The sequence below is a fragment of the Kitasatospora sp. CM 4170 genome (assembly GCF_032110285.1).
Lineage (GTDB): Bacteria > Actinomycetota > Actinomycetes > Streptomycetales > Streptomycetaceae > Kitasatospora > Kitasatospora aburaviensis.
Map to the genome: position 1 here is coordinate 1,479,612 of NZ_CP134877.1, position 16,596 is coordinate 1,496,207.

The window sequence follows — 16,596 nt, forward strand, 5'->3', positions numbered from 1 at the left end:
GATCCGAACAAGGGGGACCCTATGCCGACTCGTCATCGCCGTTGAGGGCGTCCTCCAGCCACTTCACGACCGTCTCGGCGGCCTCGTCGGGCATCGGCATGGCAGGCCCGACGCCGTTCTCCTTCTGCCACAGCAGGAACATCTCGCGCTCGGTCGGCTCGACCACGGTGTGGCCGTCGGCGCGCAGCGTACTGACGTGACGTCGGGTCGCGGGCTTGCGCCACATCGAGCCGTTCATGTTCGGGAAGAACAGTGCGGGCCGCTCGTGGGCCAGCAGTACCGTCTGGGCCGGCGTGGCGGCCAGCCCGAGTGCCGCCGCAGCCAGGGTGTTGGCGGTGGCGGGCAGCACCACCAGACCGAGCGAGCGGTGCGCGAACTCGGTGGGGTTGAGGGTCGGGTCGTCGGCGACGTACACCTCGTCCGCGTGCCAGGCCAGTACCTGGGGGTGGACGAAGCGCGCGGCGCTCGCGGTCAGCAGGACCCGTAACGGCAGGTCGATCTCCTGGCGGAGGAAGACGAGGTAGTTCGGCAGGTCCTTGGCCGCGATCGAGCCACAGGCGATCACGGAGAGGGCGTCATCTCGCATGGCTTGGATGGTGTCCGAACCCGGCCTACCCCGGTATGGGGATCGGGCCCCCGTTTTCCGTCCCGGCTCTCGGCAGGAAGACGGGGACCGACTACCCATGTCCGCCCACCGGGCGCCATGCCATCGTCTGACTCGCCGATCCGCCACCAGGGCGGGCGGTGCCAACCCACCTCTCCATCAAGGGAGTCGAACCATGAAGAAGATCGCTGTGCGCAAGACCGGTTCCATCAAGCTCACCTCGCCGGCGTCCTACGTCCTCGTGGTCTGCTGACCCGGTGACGAACCCGGGCCTGCGTGCAGCACAGCACGCAGGCCCGGGTTCGTCCCGCCGCACCCGCCCGAGCGGGCCGCACCCGTCCGGGAGGCCCGCACCCCTCCGAGGGAGAGATCATGGCGACCGCCGACCTCGCGTTCCATCCGCTCACCTTCGTCACCGAACGCGACGGCACGCTGGTGGGCCGGCCCGACACCGGGTCCTTCGCGCTGCTCCCGGAGGACGGCGCGGCGCTGCTGCGACGCCTGGCCGACGGCATGCCGCTCGCCGAGGCCGCCGCCTGGTACGACGCGGTCTACGGAGAGCCGGTCGACCTGGCCGACTTCATCGAGACCATGCGCGATCTCGGCTTCGTCCAGGAGCCCGGCGCCGCCGCCGAGCCCGTGCCCGTACGCCTCCAGGCCTGGGGACGTGCCATGTTCTCGCCGCTCGGCTGGAGCTGCTACGCGCTGATCACCGCACTGGCGATCGCGGCGATGATCTACGAGCCCCGACTGCAGCCGCACACCCGGAACCTGTTCTTCGTCCCGTCCCTGGTCGCGGTGGAGGTGACCCTCGCCGCGCTGCAGATGCCACTCATGCTCTGGCACGAGGGCTGGCACGTCCTGGCCGGCCGCAGGCTCGGCCTGCCCACCGGCCTGGGCATCGGACGACGGCTCTACTTCGTGGTCTTCGAGACCCGGCTCGATGCGCTGTTCGGTGTGCGGCCCGCGCAGCGCTACCTGCCCTTCCTGGCCGGGATGCTCGGCGAGGTCGTGCTCTTCGGCGCGCTCACCCTCGCGGCGGCGGTCGACCTCGCGACCGGACCGTCCTGGGCCGGGCGGTTCGCCCTCGCCGTGGCGTACCTGGTCCTGCCCCGGCTGGCCTGGCAGTTTCTGATCTTCCTGCGCACCGACCTCTACTACGTCCTCGCCACGGCCCTGGGCTGCTCCAGCCTGCACGAGGTGGGTTCGGCCTATCTGCGCCACCGTCTGGGCCGGGGCGGCTGGGCGGAGGACCGCTGGACGGCGCGGGAGCGGGCGCTGGCCCCTTGGTACGCCCTGCTGACCGCGATCGGCACCGCCTTCCTGCTGGTCGCCGCCGTGTTCACCGTCGTCCTGCCGGCCGTTTCGTTCGCCCGGCGACTCGCCGACGGCATCGCGCACCGCTCGCTGAGCGACAGCCGGCTCTGGGATGCCGCCGTCGCCCTGCTCGTCATCGTCGTCCAGGTCGTCGTGCTGCCCCTGCTGGTCGGCCGCAGGCAACGCCGCGCCGCCGCGTGAGCGGCCCGCGCACTCACGAAAGGAAAGCCCGTGACCTCCCACACCTGGCGCCTCCAGCCCGAAGGCACCGCGCACGACGACCGGTACGACGCCCGAGCGGACTGCCACCGGCGGCTGCGCGGACCGTACACCGGTCTGGGCACCCTGCTGCGCTCACTGGTGCCGGATGCGCACCGGGCCCGCCCGGAGCTCGTGGCGCACCACGCCGTCGAAATCCTGTCCGCTGCGCCGGAACTCAAGGACCTGATCGGCGCGGGACCGCAGACCCTCACCTCCCTGGCCGTGCCCAACGAGCGCACCCGCCTCTACCCGGCGAAGCGCACCCGCCGTCTCGCCCACGGCATCATCGAGTTCCTGCACGGCCACGCCCGCGAGCGCGGCCACGCGCTGGCCCTGCGTTTCGACCGGGTCGACGAGGCCGATCACACCGACCAGGAGTTCCTCGCCATCCTGCTGCGCCGGGCCCTGCCGGACCTGGTGATGGTCACCGTGCACACCGGCGGCACCGACCTGATCCCCGAACTCACCACGACTCTCGCCGCCCATGCCACCCACACCATCGCCCAACATCCCGACGAGCACGAAGATCTGACGGACAATCACAAGCTGGCCCTGGCCTACGTCGAGTCCGACGGCACCTCCCACGACCCCGCTGAACAAGCAGCCTACCGCCGCGTCGACGCCGCCGAGCGGGCCCGACTGCACGACCAGCGGGCGGCCGAGCTGCGCCGCAGCGGAGACTGGAGCCTGTGTCTCGGGGCGATCCCCTATCACCTGGAGCACGGCAGCGACCGGGAGGCGGCCGCCGACGCGTTCCTCGAAGCCGCCGAGTACCTGGTCTCGATGGGCTTCTACCACTCGCTGCTCGACGTGGCCGGACGTGGCACGGCCCTGATGGACCCGGCCGAGGAGCCCCGGAAGTACTGGATGCTGGGCACCAAGGTCACCACCGCACTGGCGATCCTCGGCCGGCCGGAGGAGGCCGAACGGCGCTACATCGAGCTGCGCGCCATGTTCGACCAGCCGATGCTGCACATCTTCTCCGGCTACGCCCTGGCCATGCTCTACACGCGCTACTACCCGGCCGAGCAGAAGGACCACCAACTGGCCAAGGCCCACCTGAACAACGTGCTCGCGATGGCCTCCCTGCTGCCGGACCACGACCAGCGCGTCTTCCAGTCGGTCTTCAACCGCAACGGCCTGGCCCTGGTGGAGCTCCAGCTGGGCAACCCGACCGAGGCGCTGCGCCTGGTCAGCACCGGCCTGGCCGACATCGACCGCGAACTCCCCGCCGAGAAGCACCGCTTGCACCGCTCCGTGCTGGTGCACAACCGGGGCCGGGTGTACACGGCGCTCGGCCGGCTGGAGGAGGCGCTGGCCGACATCGACACCGTCATCGAGCTGGATCCCAACTACCCGGACTACTACTTCGACCGGGCCGACGTGCGGCGCCGGATGGGCGACCTGCCCGGCGCGTTGGCCGACTACAGCGAGTCGATCACCTTCGCCGCGCCGTTCTGGGAGATGCACTACAACCGGGCCGACCTGCGCCTGGAACTGGGCGACCTGGCGGGCGCGATCGCGGACCTGGGGTACGTGCTCGAGCTGGAACCCGACGAGCTGGACGCCCGGATCAACCTCGCCAGCCTGCTGCGGGAGCAGGACGATGCGGCGGGCTCGCTGGCCCAGATCGAGGAGGGGCTGCGCCACCATCCGGGCGACGCCCGCCTGCTGTGCGCCCGGGGGCTGCTGGCGCTGGACGCGGGCGCCGACCAGGCGGCGCTGCGCGACTTCGACCTGGCGCTGAACGCCGAGCCGGACCTGGTGAGCGCGCTGGCCAACCGCGCGGCCCTGGTCCTGGAGACGGGCGACCACCGCACCGCCGTCGCGGATCTCACCCGGGCGCTGGCGATCGAGGCCGACAATCCCGACCTGCTCTACAACCGTGGTTACGTCCACCAGAGCGCCGGTGACTGGGAGTCGGCCAGCCGCGACTACACCGCCGCACTGCTGCTGCCCGGCGCCGACCGAGCCGACCTGCTGCGACACCGCGCCGAATGCCACCTCGCACTGGGGGATCCGACTGCCCATCAGGCCGACCTGGCGGCGGCCGAGTCGGCTGCGAGCTCGCCGAACGCGGCCGCGGATCCGGTGAGGTCGTGACGGCCGGGCCGGATCCTGACACCGTGACCGGTCCGGTGACGCCCCGGCCGGAGACCCCGGCCGTCACCGGACCGGCCCTACGGAGCGTCATGCGCCGCTGGGCCACGGGGGTCGCCCTGGTCACCGCCGCGACCCAGGGCCGGCCGACCGGTTGCACGGCCAGCTCGTTCACCTCGGTCTCGCTCAGCCCGCCGCTCGTTCTGGTGTCGCTGTACCGGAGCAGCCGCACCCTGGCCGTGATCACCAGCCAGGGCGCCTTCGGCATCAACCTGCTCGGCCGCCATCACCAGGACCTGGCCGACCGGTTCGCCACCGCACCGGCCGAACAGCGGTTCGCCGGGATCGGCCACCGGCTGGTCCGGGACGTCCCGGTGATCGAGGAAGCGATGGCGGCCCTGGTGTGCCGGGTCGAGCGCACCGTCGCCGCCGCCGACCACCTGCTCGTGCTGGGGCAGCCCATGTGGTGCGACCAGAACGGCGCCGCCGACCCCCTGGTGCACTTCGGAAGCCACTACGAGTGTCTGGCCGTGGGATCGGCACGTGCGTGATCCGGTCGCTCGTCCGTGGTCGCCACGCCGGTGCCCGCCGCCAAGGCGGTCGAGGCGTACGTCGAACGCGCCGAGACCCGCACCGAGCGCTGGAGCGACCACGCCCCCGTCACCGTGGCGTACGACCACGGCTTCTGACCCGACGGCCCGGCGTTGCCAAGCGCCGGGCCATCTGGTGGACACGGTCCCGTCGGCCGCGCACAGGATCCGGAACCGGGCGGCACCGCTCCCACCGATATCAGCGCGTCAGCCGGTGCTCCAGGCAACCCAACCGCCGATCGCCACCACCCCGAGCCCGACCCGCGCGTGCGCGGCGGCCGTCGACCTGTCCACGCCGGCGGATCCCCGGCTGGCCGGTCTGCACCTCAGCGCCCCGCCGCCCGCCGTCCCCCGCAACGGCGCTCGCCGCGCTGACCGCGACCGCCGTCCTCGCCGAGGCGCCCTCACCAACGGCCGCCGCCGGCTCGCCACCCATCTGCGGCTGGGCGACCAGACCTGAGCGGGCGGTCCGAACCGGAAGCGGGGATCGCACGCCGCGCGTTGCAGCGCGCTCCGTTCCGACCGGTGGCCGCGCCCCTGGTCGGGTGCGGCAGGGTGCGGCGGGGTCGTGCTCCGCCATCGAGTTCGCCCGAGATGTGAAATCACGCGCCATTGACGAGTGGGGTACGCATTTCCCCTAATCGTCTCTGATCACCCGATTCAGCGACGACGACCGCCACTCCTCGTCGCGACTCACGGCTCGGGACCGCGGCGGGCCCTCGACCGGGGCACCCCCGGGAGCGCCGGCGATCTTCGGTGAACGCGCAGGTGAGTGCCATTTTGGGGACGCGCGAGTACCCGCGGCCTGGCGTTGGGACCACACCGAAGCCACCAAATCGGAATCATCCGATCCGATTATGGTGAATTATTGATCTTTGGCCCCCGCTGGGCTCTCGGGTAGAGTGCGGAACATGTCACGAGCCGGGCTGGACAAGAATCCCCGCGAGGTTGCCGAGATGTTCGGCGGCGTGGCGCGCCACTACGACTGGGCGAACACGGTCATGTGCTTCGGCCTCGACCGGTACTGGCGCAGAGCGGCCCACCAGGCCCTTCGACTGACACCGCAGGACTGCGTTCTCGATCTGGCCGCCGGCACCGGCATCTCCACCGTCGAACTGTCCCGGTCCGGTGCCCGCTGCATCGCCGCGGACTTCTCCACCGGGATGCTGTTCCGCGGGCGCGAGCTCGGCCGCGATGTGCCGATGGTCGGGGCGGACGGAATGCTACTGCCCTTCAAGGACGAGTCCTTCGACGCGGTGACCGTCTGCTTCGGACTGCGCAACATGCAGGACACCGCGGCCGCCCTCTCGGAGATGGCCCGCGTCACCCGGCCCGGCGGCCGACTGGTGATCTGCGAGTTCTCCACCCCGGTCTGGCGGCCGTTCCGCACGGTCTACCGGAACTACGTGCCTCGCGCGTTGCCGGTTCTGGCCAAGGGCGTCTCGTCCAACCCGGAGGCGTACGTCTACCTGGCCGAATCCATCCGCAGCTGGCCCGACCAGCGCAGCCTCGCGGACACCATCGCCAGGAGCGGCTGGAGCCGGGTCGGCTGGCGGAACCTCACGAACGGCATCGTGACGCTCCACCGGGCCACCAAACCCGCATAGCGCACTCGCGCATGTCGGATACATCACACGAACAACCTGCAGGGTCGACCCGGATTGCAGCAAGCTGCCACGCTCCGGGGAGGATCTTGACGTGCCTACATCGCGATCTATAGCCTCAGAAGAAATGCCTCGGAATTGGCCTGCGCCGTCCCGGGGAAATTGTTGCGCACAGTCGGAAATGTTCGAAACGGGGTCCTGTGCGATCGGAACAGAACGGCGGTATATCAGGCCGGGCGAATTCGCCTCGGGCGGCTGGGGGAACCGCTTCAGAAATGGAAGAAGGCGACCGGAACGAGTCCACGACCGTTGCGGGTAAATGCGAGCCGATAGCCATCGTCGGGCTCTCCTGCCGACTCCCCGGCGCGGCCGGCCCCGACGAGTTCTGGAACATTCTTCGAAATGGCGAGAGCGCCGTTTCGGAGGTACCCGCGGACCGCTGGGACGCCGATCTGTTCTTCGACCCCGACCCCACTCGACCCGGAAAGACGAACACCCGCTGGGGCGGCTTCCTCGACCAGGTGGACCGCTTCGACGCCGCCTTCTTCGGCATCTCCCCGCGTGAAGCCACGAGCATGGACCCCCAGCAGCGATTAATGCTGGAGCTGAGCTGGGAGGCCCTGGAGGACGCCGGGATCGTGCCCGGCGACCTGCGGGACAGCGCCACCGGCGTGTTCACCGGCGCCACCTGGGACGACTACGCCGCACTCGTCCACCACCAGGGCCCGGACAGCCTCGGCCGGCACTCCATGACCGGGCTGAACCGCGGCCTCGTCGCGAACCGCGTCTCCTACTTCCTCGGGCTTCAGGGCCCCAGCCTGACCGTCGACAGCGCGCAGTCCTCCGCCCTCGTCGCCATCCATCTGGCTTGCGAGAGCCTGCGGAAGCGCGAATGCACACTGGCCCTGGCCGGCGGGGTGAACCTCAACCTCGCCCCGCAGAGCACCGTGGCCGCCTCGCAGTTCGGCGCCCTCTCCCCCGACGGGCGCAGCTTCACCTTCGACGCCCGGGCCAACGGCTACGTCCGCGGCGAGGGCGGCGGCGTGGTCCTCCTCAAGCCCCTGTCCCGGGCACTCGCGGACGGCGACGACGTCTACTGCGTGATCCGCGGCAGCGCGGTCAACAACGACGGCGGTGGCGACGGGCTGACCGCCCCGCGCCGGTCCGCGCAGGAGGACGTGCTGCGGCGCGCCTACCAGCACGCCGGGGTCCGCCCCGTCGACGTGCAGTACGTCGAGCTCCACGGCACCGGAACCGAGCTCGGCGATCCGATCGAGGCCGCGGCCCTGGGCGCGGTGCTGGGTGCCGGCAGGGCCTCGGACGCGCGGCTCGCGGTGGGGTCCGCCAAGACCACGGTCGGGCACCTCGAAGGCGCGGCCGGGATCGTGGGGGTGATGAAGACGGTGCTGTCCATCCGGCACCGGGAACTGCCCCCGAGTCTCAACTTCGTCTCCCCCAACCCGGATATCCCCTTTGACGACCTTCGCCTCCGGGTCCAGGACGTCCTGGAACCGTGGCCCGCACCCGCGGACCGGCCCCGCGTCGCGGGGGTGAGCTCCTTCGGCATGGGCGGCACGAACTGCCATGTCGTGCTTTCCGAGGTGCCGCAGCCCGGACCGGCGGAGCAGAAACGTTTCTCCCAGGCGGCGCCTCTGATCACTACCGGCCTGGTGCCGTGGACACTGTCCGGGAAGTCGGACGCGGCACTGCGCGCCCAGGCCGGGCGGTTGCGGGAGTTCCTCGCCTCGCATGCCGAGGAGCAGGTGGGGCTGGGTGAGGTGGGGTGGTCGCTGGCCACCGGCCGCACCCACTTCGACCACCGCGCCGTCATCCTCGGAACCGACCACGCGGACATGATGGCCGGGCTGGCGGCACTCGCCGACGGCCACGACACACCCACCGTGATACGCGGGGTTCGGGCCGGTTCGGACGGGCGGGCGGTGTTCGTCTTCCCCGGCCAGGGCTCCCAATGGGCCGGCATGGCCCTCGACCTGCTCGACACCACCCCGATCTTCCGTGAACACATCGAAGCCTGCGAACGCGCCCTCGCCCCGCACACCGACTGGCGACTCACCGACACCCTCCGCGGCCTGCCCGGGGCCCCGTCAATGGACCGCGTCGACGTCGTCCAACCCGTCCTCTTCGCCGTCATGGTCTCCCTCGCCCGTCTCTGGCAGGCCCACGGCATCGAACCGTCCGCCGTGATCGGGCACAGCCAGGGCGAGATCGCCGCCGCCCACATCGCTGGCGCCCTCACGCTGGAAGAGGCGGCCCGCATCGCCGCCCTGCGCAGCCAGGCGATCACCCGCATCACCGGCAAGGGCGGCATGGGACACGTGGCGCTGCCGCAGGACCAGGTCTCCGACCGGCTGTCGGCGTGGCCCGGCCTGTCCGTCGCCGCCGTCAACGGCCCCGCCTCGACCGTGATCTCGGGCGACGCCACCGCGCTCCAGGAGTTCATCACGGCGTGCGAGACGGACGGGGTGCGGGCCCGCACCATCCCCGTCGACTACGCCTCCCACAGCGCCCACGTCGAGGAACTCCGCGACGAGCTGACCACCCTCCTCGGCGACGTCACGCCGCGGGCGTCGGCCGTTCCGTTCTACTCCACCGTCACCGGCGGCCTGCTCGACACCCGCCAACTCACCGCCGAGTACTGGTACACCAACCTGCGCGAGACCGTCCGCTTCCACGCGACCCTGACCGCGCTACTCGACGACGGCCACACCCTCTACATCGAAACCAGTCCCCACCCCGTCCTCACCACCCCCATCCAGGACACCATCGAGAACACCACCACCGACACCGGCGGGGCGGTCGGCGGAACCCTGCGCCGCGACGAACCCGGCCCCACCCGCTTCCTCACCTCCCTCGCCGAGGCGCACGCCCACGGCGCCGCCGTCACCTGGACCACCCTCAACCTCCAACCGCATCACGGCCGTCCAGGGCTGCCCACCTACGCCTTCCAGCGGCAGCGGTACTGGATCGATACTCCGCTCGCCCCGACCCACACTCGCGCGCCGGAAACGCCCGCCGGCGCCGAGGCCGGCACGGACATCGAGACGCCGTTGCCCCTGACTGCGCGGTTGGCCGCGCTCGGTGAGGCCGAGCAGAGGCGTCTGCTGCTGGACGTCGTGCGGGAACACGCCGCGGCGGTGACCGGGCACGCCTCCCCGTACGCGATCGAGCCCACGTGTTCCTTCAAGGAGCTCGGCTTCGACTCGGTGAGCGCCGTCGACCTCCGCAACCGGTTGAGCTTCGCCTCCGGGCTACGACTGCCCAGCAGCCTCCTGTTCGACCACCCCACGCCGCGCGTCCTCTCGGGGTTCCTCCACGGCGCACTCCTCGGGAGTGCGAGCGAGACCGGCATTCCCGTGGCGAGCAGCGCGAGGGGCGATGAGTGTGAACCCATCGCCATCGTCGGGATGGCCTGCCGGCTTCCCGGTGATATTCGCTCCCCGGAGGACCTCTGGGAGTTCGTCAGCTCGGACGGGGACGCCGTCGCGGACTTCCCCGGCAACCGGGGCTGGAACCTGAGCGACCTCTACGATCCGGACCCCGAGCAGTCGGGGAAGAGCTACACGCGCGCGGGCGGGTTCCTCTACGACGCCGACCAGTTCGACGCGGAGTTCTTCGGGATCAGCCCGCGTGAGGCGGTCGCGGTGGACCCGCAGCAGCGGGTGCTGCTGGAGGCGTCCTGGGAGGCGCTGGAGCGGGCGGGCATCGCCCCCGAGCGGCTCAGGGGTAGCGCGACGGGCGTCTTCGTCGGAGCCATGTCCCATGACTACGGGCCCCGGCTGCATCAGGCACCGGTCGGCCTGGAGGGCTACCTGCTGACCGGGAACACAGCCAGTGTCATATCGGGCCGCGTCGCGTACACGCTGGGCCTGGAGGGGCCCGCGGTCACCGTCGACACGGCGTGCTCGTCCTCGCTGGTGGCCCTGCACCTGGCCTGCCAGGCACTGCGTCAGGGCGAGTGCTCCATGGCACTGTCCGGGGGCGTCGCGGTCATGTCCAGCCCCGGCATGTTCGTGGAGTTCAGCCGGCAGCGCGGGCTGTCGGCGGACGGCCGGTGCAAGGCGTTCTCCGCCGACGCGGACGGAACCGGCTGGTCCGAAGGCGTCGGTGTCCTGCTGCTGGAGCGGCTCTCCGACGCGCAGCGCAACGGGCACCAGGTGCTCGCCGTGATCCGCGGTTCGGCCGTCAACCAGGACGGCGCCAGCAACGGGCTCACCGCTCCGAACGGGCCGTCGCAGCAGCGGGTCATCCGCCAAGCCCTCGCCAGCGCCCGGCTGTCGGCGGGCGACGTCGACGCGGTGGAGGCGCACGGCACCGGCACCACACTGGGCGACCCGATCGAGGCACAGGCACTCCTCGCCACCTACGGCCAGGAACGCGCCGAGGGCCGGCCGCTGTGGCTCGGCTCCCTCAAATCCAACATCGGCCACACCCAGGCCGCGGCGGGTGTCAGCGGCATCATCAAGATGGTGATGGCGATGCGGCACGGGGTGCTGCCGCGCACCCTGCACGTGAACGAGCCGACGCCGCATGTGGACTGGACCAGCGGGTCTGTGGCGCTGCTGACCGAGCAAACGGCTTGGTCCGACAGCCGCGGTCCCCGGCGGGCGGGTGTGTCCTCGTTCGGCGTCAGTGGGACCAACGCCCACGTCATCATCGAGCAGGCGCCGGACGTGGACTCCGCCGCTGCCACTCCTACGGCCGAGCCGCTGGTGGGTGCCGAGTTGGTGCCGTGGACACTGTCCGGGAAGTCGGACGCGGCCCTACGGGCGCAGGCCGGCCGGTTGCGGGACTTCCTCGCCTCGCATCCCGAGGACCAGGTGGGGCTGGGTGAGGTCGGCTGGTCGCTGGCCACCGGCCGCACCCACTTCGACCACCGCGCCGTCATCCTCGGAACCGACCACGCGGACATGATGGCCGGGCTGGCGGCACTCGCCGACGGCCACGACACACCCACCGTGATACGCGGGGTTCGGGCCGGTTCGGACGGGCGGGCGGTGTTCGTCTTCCCCGGCCAGGGCTCCCAATGGGCCGGCATGGCCCTCGACCTGCTCGACACCACCCCGATCTTCCGTGAACACATCGAAGCCTGCGAACGCGCCCTCGCCCCGTACACCGACTGGCGACTCACCGACACCCTCCGCGGCCTGCCCGGGGCCCCGTCAATGGACCGCGTCGACGTCGTCCAACCCGTCCTCTTCGCCGTCATGGTCTCCCTCGCCCGCCTCTGGCAGGCCCACGGCATCGAACCGTCCGCCGTCATCGGGCACAGCCAGGGCGAGATCGCCGCCGCCCACATCGCTGGCGCCCTCACGCTGGAAGAGGCGGCCCGCATCGCCGCCCTGCGCAGCCAGGCGATCACCCGCATCACCGGCAAGGGCGGCATGGGACACGTGGCGCTGCCGCAGGACCAGGTCTCCGACCGGCTGTCGGCGTGGCCCGGCCTGTCCGTCGCCGCCGTCAACGGCCCCGCCTCGACCGTGATCTCGGGCGACGCCACCGCGCTCCAGGAGTTCATCACGGCGTGCGAGACGGACGGGGTGCGGGCCCGCACCATCCCCGTCGACTACGCCTCCCACAGCGCCCACGTCGAGGAACTCCGCGACGAGCTGACCACCCTCCTCGGCGACGTCACGCCGCGGGCGTCGGCCGTTCCGTTCTACTCCACCGTCACCGGCGGCCTGCTCGACACCCGCCAACTCACCGCCGAGTACTGGTACACCAACCTGCGCGAAACCGTCCGCTTCCACGCGACCCTGACCGCGCTACTCGACGACGGCCACACCCTCTACATCGAAACCAGTCCCCACCCCGTCCTCACCACCCCCATCCAGGACACCATCGACACCACCGCCACCGACACCGGCGGGGCGGTCGTCGGAACCCTGCGCCGCGACGAACCCGGCCCCACCCGCTTCCTCACCTCCCTCGCCGAGGCGCACGCCCACGGCGCCGCCGTCACCTGGACCACCCTCAACCTGATCGATCGCCATGTCGACCTGCCTACCTACCCCTTCCAGCGGAAGCGGTACTGGATCGACACTGCCAGCGGCGCCGGGGTGGTCGGCGCGGCCGGTCTGGGGCTGGTCCCGGCGGATCACGCGCTCCTCGGCGCCGCCGTGCCGCTGCCGGACGGCGACGGGTACCTGTTCACCGGTCGGTTGTCCCTGCAGACCCATCCCTGGCTAGCCGATCACGCGGTGCTGGGCACGGTGCTGCTGCCGGGAACGGCCTGTGTCGATCTCGCGGTGCACGCCGGGGACCAGGTCGGCTGCGGGCACGTCCAGGAGCTCACCCTTGAAGCCCCGCTGGTCCTACCCGACCAGGGTGCCGTGGTGCTGCACCTGGCCGTCGGTCCCGCCGACGACGCGGGGAGCCGGTCGCTGACGTTGCACTCGTATCCGGAGGACGCCCCCGCCGGGCAGGGGTGGACCCGTCATGCCTCCGGGAGCGTGTCGCCGCACGAGCCGGCCGCTCCGGCGCAGCGGTTCCTCGGCGACGCGAGTTGGCCTCCCCCCGGTGCGGTCGTGGTGTCGCTGGACGACGTCTACGAGCGGCTGGGCCGGCGCGGATACGCGTACGGGCCGGTGTTCCGGGGGCTGCGGGCGGCATGGCGCCTGGGCGAGGACGTCTTCGCGGAGGTCGCGCTGCCCGCGGAGGAGCACGGTGGGGCCGCGGGCTTCGGCCTGCACCCGGCGCTGCTGGACGCCGCGTTGCACGCGATCGGGCTCGGTTCGCCGGAGCCGTCGACGGAGTGTCTGCTGCCGTTCTCGTGGAACGGGGTCTCGCTCCAGGCGGTGGGTGCGGACGCGCTGCGGGTGCATCTGCGTCCCGTCGAGAGCGTGCAGGGCGCACAGGCCTCGCAGGGCGAGCACGGCGCGCGCGAGGGCGGGGGTGCCGGCGTCTCGGTGGCGCTGACGGTCGCCGACCCCGCCGGCCGCCCCGTCGCGTCGGTGGAGTCTCTGGTGCTGCGTGCCGCCACGGCGGACCAGTTCCACTCGGACGCGGGCCCGCTGTACGACAAGCTGTTCCGGGTGGGCTGGGAGCCGGTCGTGCTGCCTTCGGTGGCGCGGGCCGGTGAGCCGGGCGAGGCCGGGCCTGCCCGTTGGGCCGTCATCGGTTCGGGGGACGAGGTCGGCGCTGTCGCGCAGGCGCTCGGCTCCGGGCCCGCGGGCGTGCGGAGCGTGGCCGTCCATCCGGACCTGCCCTCGCTGGCGTCGGCCCGTGCCGACGCGCGGGCTCGGGGTCTGGCGGACGTACCGGATGTGCTGGTCGTGGTGGTGCCCTCCGGCCGGGCCGGGTCGCTGGGGGTACGGGAGGCCGCCCGCGAGTCCGCGAGCGGGGCGCTGGCCGCAGTCCGACTGATGCTGGAGGACGAGGGGCTCGCCACGGCGCGTCTGATGGTGGTGACGCACGGCGCGGTGGCGACGGAGCGTCATGCGGATGTGCCGGGGCTGTCCGAGGCGCCCGTGTGGGGGCTCGTGCGCACCGCCCAGTCGGAGCATCCGGGCCGTCTGGTACTGGTCGATCTGGATCGTGACGGGCTGTCCCGGGCGGTGCTGCCGGCCGTGCTCGCCTCGCGGGAGCCTCAGGTCGCCGTTCGTGCCGGCCAGGTCCACGCCGCCCGTCTGGCGCGGCTGGAGGCTCCCGGTGCGAGTGGTCCGGGCGGCGGCGACCGGGGAGCCGGGGGCCGGCTGACGCCCCCCGCTCACGGGGATTGGCGACTGGACGTCTCCGGTCAGGGGTCCCTGGAGAGCCTCGCGGTCGTCGGCTGCCCCGAGGTGGCCGATCCGCTCGGGCCGGGCCAGGTACGGGTGTCGATCCGCGCCGCGGGCGTGAACTTCCGTGACGTCGTGATGGCGCTCGGCATGGTTCCGGACCAGAAGGTCATGGGCTGCGAGGGCTCCGGCGTGGTGACGGACACGGGCCCCGGGGTCCGCGGGCTGCGCCCCGGCGACCGGGTGACGGGTCTGTTCACGGGTTCGTTCGGCCCGTCGGCGGTGACCGATCAACGACTGCTCGTGCGGATGCCCGACGCGTGGTCGTTCGCGGCGGCCGCATCGGTGCCGGTGGTCTTCCTGACCGCGTACTACGCGCTGCGCGACGAGGGCGGGCTGCGCTCCGGGGAGCGGGTGCTGGTGCACGCGGCGGCCGGCGGTGTGGGAATGGCGGCGGTGCAGCTGGCCCGGCACTGGGGTGCCGAGGTGTTCGGTACGGCCGGTCCCGGCAAGTGGCAGGCGTTGCGGTCGCTCGGCCTGGACGACGCGCACCTGGCCTCGTCGCGAACCTTGGCGTTCCGGGAGGAGTTCCGGGAGCGGCTGCGGGAGCGGTCGTCCGGCGCGGACGGCGACGGGTTCCACGTCGTCCTGAACTCCCTGACCCGGGAGTTCGTGGACGCGTCGCTGGAACTGCTCGGCACGGGCGGCCGGTTCGTGGAGATGGGCAAGACCGACATCCGGTCGACCGAGGAGGTCCGGGCCGCACATCCCGGCGTCCGGTACGGCGCGTTCGACCTGCTGAGCGTCGATCCGGACCGGATCCAGCAGATGCTCGGCGAGCTGCTGCCCCTGTTCGAGCAGGGGGTACTGCGTCCGCTGCCCCTCACCACCTGGGACATCCGCCGTGCACCGGAGGCGCTGCGCTTCATGAGCCAGGCGCGCCATGTCGGCAAGGTGGTGCTGACGGTGCCGCGCCCGCTCGATCCGCGGGGCACGGTGCTGATCACCGGTGCGACGGGCTCGCTCGGCGGGCTGCTGGCGCGCCATCTGGTGGCCGAGCACGGTGTGCGGCACCTGCTGCTCACCAGCCGGCGCGGCGAGCGGGCGCCGGGAGCGGCGGAGCTGGTGGCCGAGCTGGCCGGGCTGGGCGCCGAGGTGACGCTGACTGCCTGCGACACCGCCGACCGGGACGCCGTGGCGGCGGTGCTGGCCGCGGTGCCGGCCACCCACCCGCTGACCGGGGTCGTGCATGCCGCGGGCGTGCTGGACGACGGCCTGGTGGAGTCGCTGTCGCCCGAACGGATCGACCGGGTGATGCGTCCCAAGGTGGATGCGGCGGTGCACCTCCACGAACTGACCGCGGACCGGGACCTGGCCCTGTTCGTCCTGTTCTCCTCGGCCGTCGGGACGTTCGGTGGCGCCGGCCAGGCGAACTACGCGTCCGCCAACGTCTTCCTGGACGCCCTGGCGCAGCACCGCAGGGCGCGGGGGCTGCCGGGCCTGTCGCTGGCATGGGGCCTGTGGGACCGGCGGGGCGACATGACCCGGCATCTCGACGAGGCCGATGTGCGCCGGATGGCCAGGGCCGGGATGGCGCCGCTGTCCTCGGCCGACGGCCTGGCCATGTTCGACGCGGCCCTCGCCGGTGACGACGCACTGGTGGTTCCGACCCGGCTGGACACCTCGGTCGTACGGTCCGCGGCGCAGGAGGTCCCTGCTCTGCTGCGGGGCTTGTTCCGGGTTCCGGTGCGCCGGGTCGTCGCCGAGCGGACCGGGTCGGACGCCGGGGCGACGGCGGGCGGAACGCTGGTGGAGCGGCTGCGGGCCGCCGCGGAGTTCGAGCGCGACCCCCTGCTGCTGGACCTGGTACGCGCCCACACCGCGACGGTGCTCGGTCATGCGGGCACGGAGGTGGTCGGGGCGGCGCGGTCGTTCAAGGATCTGGGCTTCGACTCGCTCACCGCGGTCGAGTTGCGAAACCGCCTCAACGCGGCGACCGGCCTGCGGCTGCGGACGACGGTGGTGTTCGACCATCCCTCGCCGGCCGCGCTGGCCCGGCGACTGCGCACGGAGCTGCTGCCGGACGGGCCGGCCGAGAGGCCGGACCGGGCGGCCGCGCTGCTCGGGGAGATCGACCGGTTGGCGGCCGCGCTGTCGGCGCTCGACCCGGACGGGAACGCGGAGGGCGGCATCACCACCCGGCTGCAGGCCCTGCTGTCGGGCTGGGAGGAGCGGCACCGGCACACGTCCGCGGGCACTGCCGCGGCCGACGAGAAGGGCGCCGACGAGGCGCTGCGGTCGGCCACCGCGGACGACATCTTCGACCTACTGGACAAGGAACTCGGAGCGTCCTGAGCCCACGAGGCCCGGGTCGTCCGTCCCAC

General features: G+C 72.1%; 7 protein-coding genes and 1 pseudogene. 7 read left to right on the top strand and 1 reads right to left on the bottom strand.

Going from position 1 to position 16,596, the window contains the following annotated elements:
- Window positions 1–19: 19 nt before the first annotated feature.
- Complete coding sequence (locus tag RMN57_RS06160; protein WP_313762349.1) at window positions 20–586, bottom strand: flavoprotein; 567 nt, start codon at window positions 584–586, stop codon at window positions 20–22.
- A 390-nt stretch (window positions 587–976) separates the two neighbouring features.
- Here RMN57_RS06160 and RMN57_RS06165 point away from each other — a divergent pair, with 390 nt between their 5' ends.
- From RMN57_RS06165 to RMN57_RS06195, 7 genes and pseudogenes are all read left to right on the top strand, one after another.
- Window positions 977–2,122 carry a hypothetical protein gene (locus RMN57_RS06165; protein WP_313762350.1) on the top strand — a complete coding sequence of 382 codons (1,146 nt, stop codon included), beginning with the start codon at window positions 977–979 and terminating at the stop codon, window positions 2,120–2,122.
- 30 nt (window positions 2,123–2,152) lie between these two features.
- The gene (locus RMN57_RS06170) at window positions 2,153–4,285 is read left to right on the top strand and encodes a tetratricopeptide repeat protein (protein ID WP_313762351.1); all 2,133 of its coding nucleotides are present in this window, start codon (window positions 2,153–2,155) and stop codon (window positions 4,283–4,285) included.
- Between the two features lie 23 nt (window positions 4,286–4,308).
- Window positions 4,309–4,833 (top strand): flavin reductase family protein, encoded by a 525-nt coding sequence (locus tag RMN57_RS06175; RefSeq protein ID WP_313762352.1) that lies wholly within the window; start codon window positions 4,309–4,311, stop codon window positions 4,831–4,833.
- Between the two features lie 18 nt (window positions 4,834–4,851).
- A pseudogene (locus RMN57_RS06180) lies at window positions 4,852–4,971 on the top strand (exodeoxyribonuclease III); the annotation flags it as partial.
- Window positions 4,972–5,086: 115 nt separating this feature from the next.
- Entirely contained in the window at window positions 5,087–5,332 is a 246-nt protein-coding gene (locus tag RMN57_RS06185; protein WP_313762353.1) for a hypothetical protein, read from the top strand.
- Window positions 5,333–5,783: 451 nt separating this feature from the next.
- On the top strand, window positions 5,784–6,479 hold the full coding sequence (locus tag RMN57_RS06190; protein ID WP_313762354.1) for a demethylmenaquinone methyltransferase: 696 nt from the start codon (window positions 5,784–5,786) through the stop codon (window positions 6,477–6,479).
- 272 nt (window positions 6,480–6,751) lie between these two features.
- Complete coding sequence (locus RMN57_RS06195) at window positions 6,752–16,567, top strand: SDR family NAD(P)-dependent oxidoreductase (RefSeq protein WP_313762355.1); 9,816 nt, start codon at window positions 6,752–6,754, stop codon at window positions 16,565–16,567.
- The last annotated feature ends 29 nt before the right edge of the window (window positions 16,568–16,596 follow it).

Bases quoted from the DNA above. Each gene is read 5' to 3' on its own strand.
- RMN57_RS06165 (WP_313762350.1), top strand. From the start codon at position 977: ATGGCGACCGCCGACCTCGCGTTCCATCCGCTCACCTTCGTCACCGAA.
- RMN57_RS06190 (WP_313762354.1), top strand. From the start codon at position 5,784: ATGTCACGAGCCGGGCTGGACAAGAATCCCCGCGAGGTTGCCGAGATG.
- RMN57_RS06195 (WP_313762355.1), top strand. From the start codon at position 6,752: ATGGAAGAAGGCGACCGGAACGAGTCCACGACCGTTGCGGGTAAATGC.
- RMN57_RS06160 (WP_313762349.1), bottom strand. From the start codon at position 586: ATGCGAGATGACGCCCTCTCCGTGATCGCCTGTGGCTCGATCGCGGCC.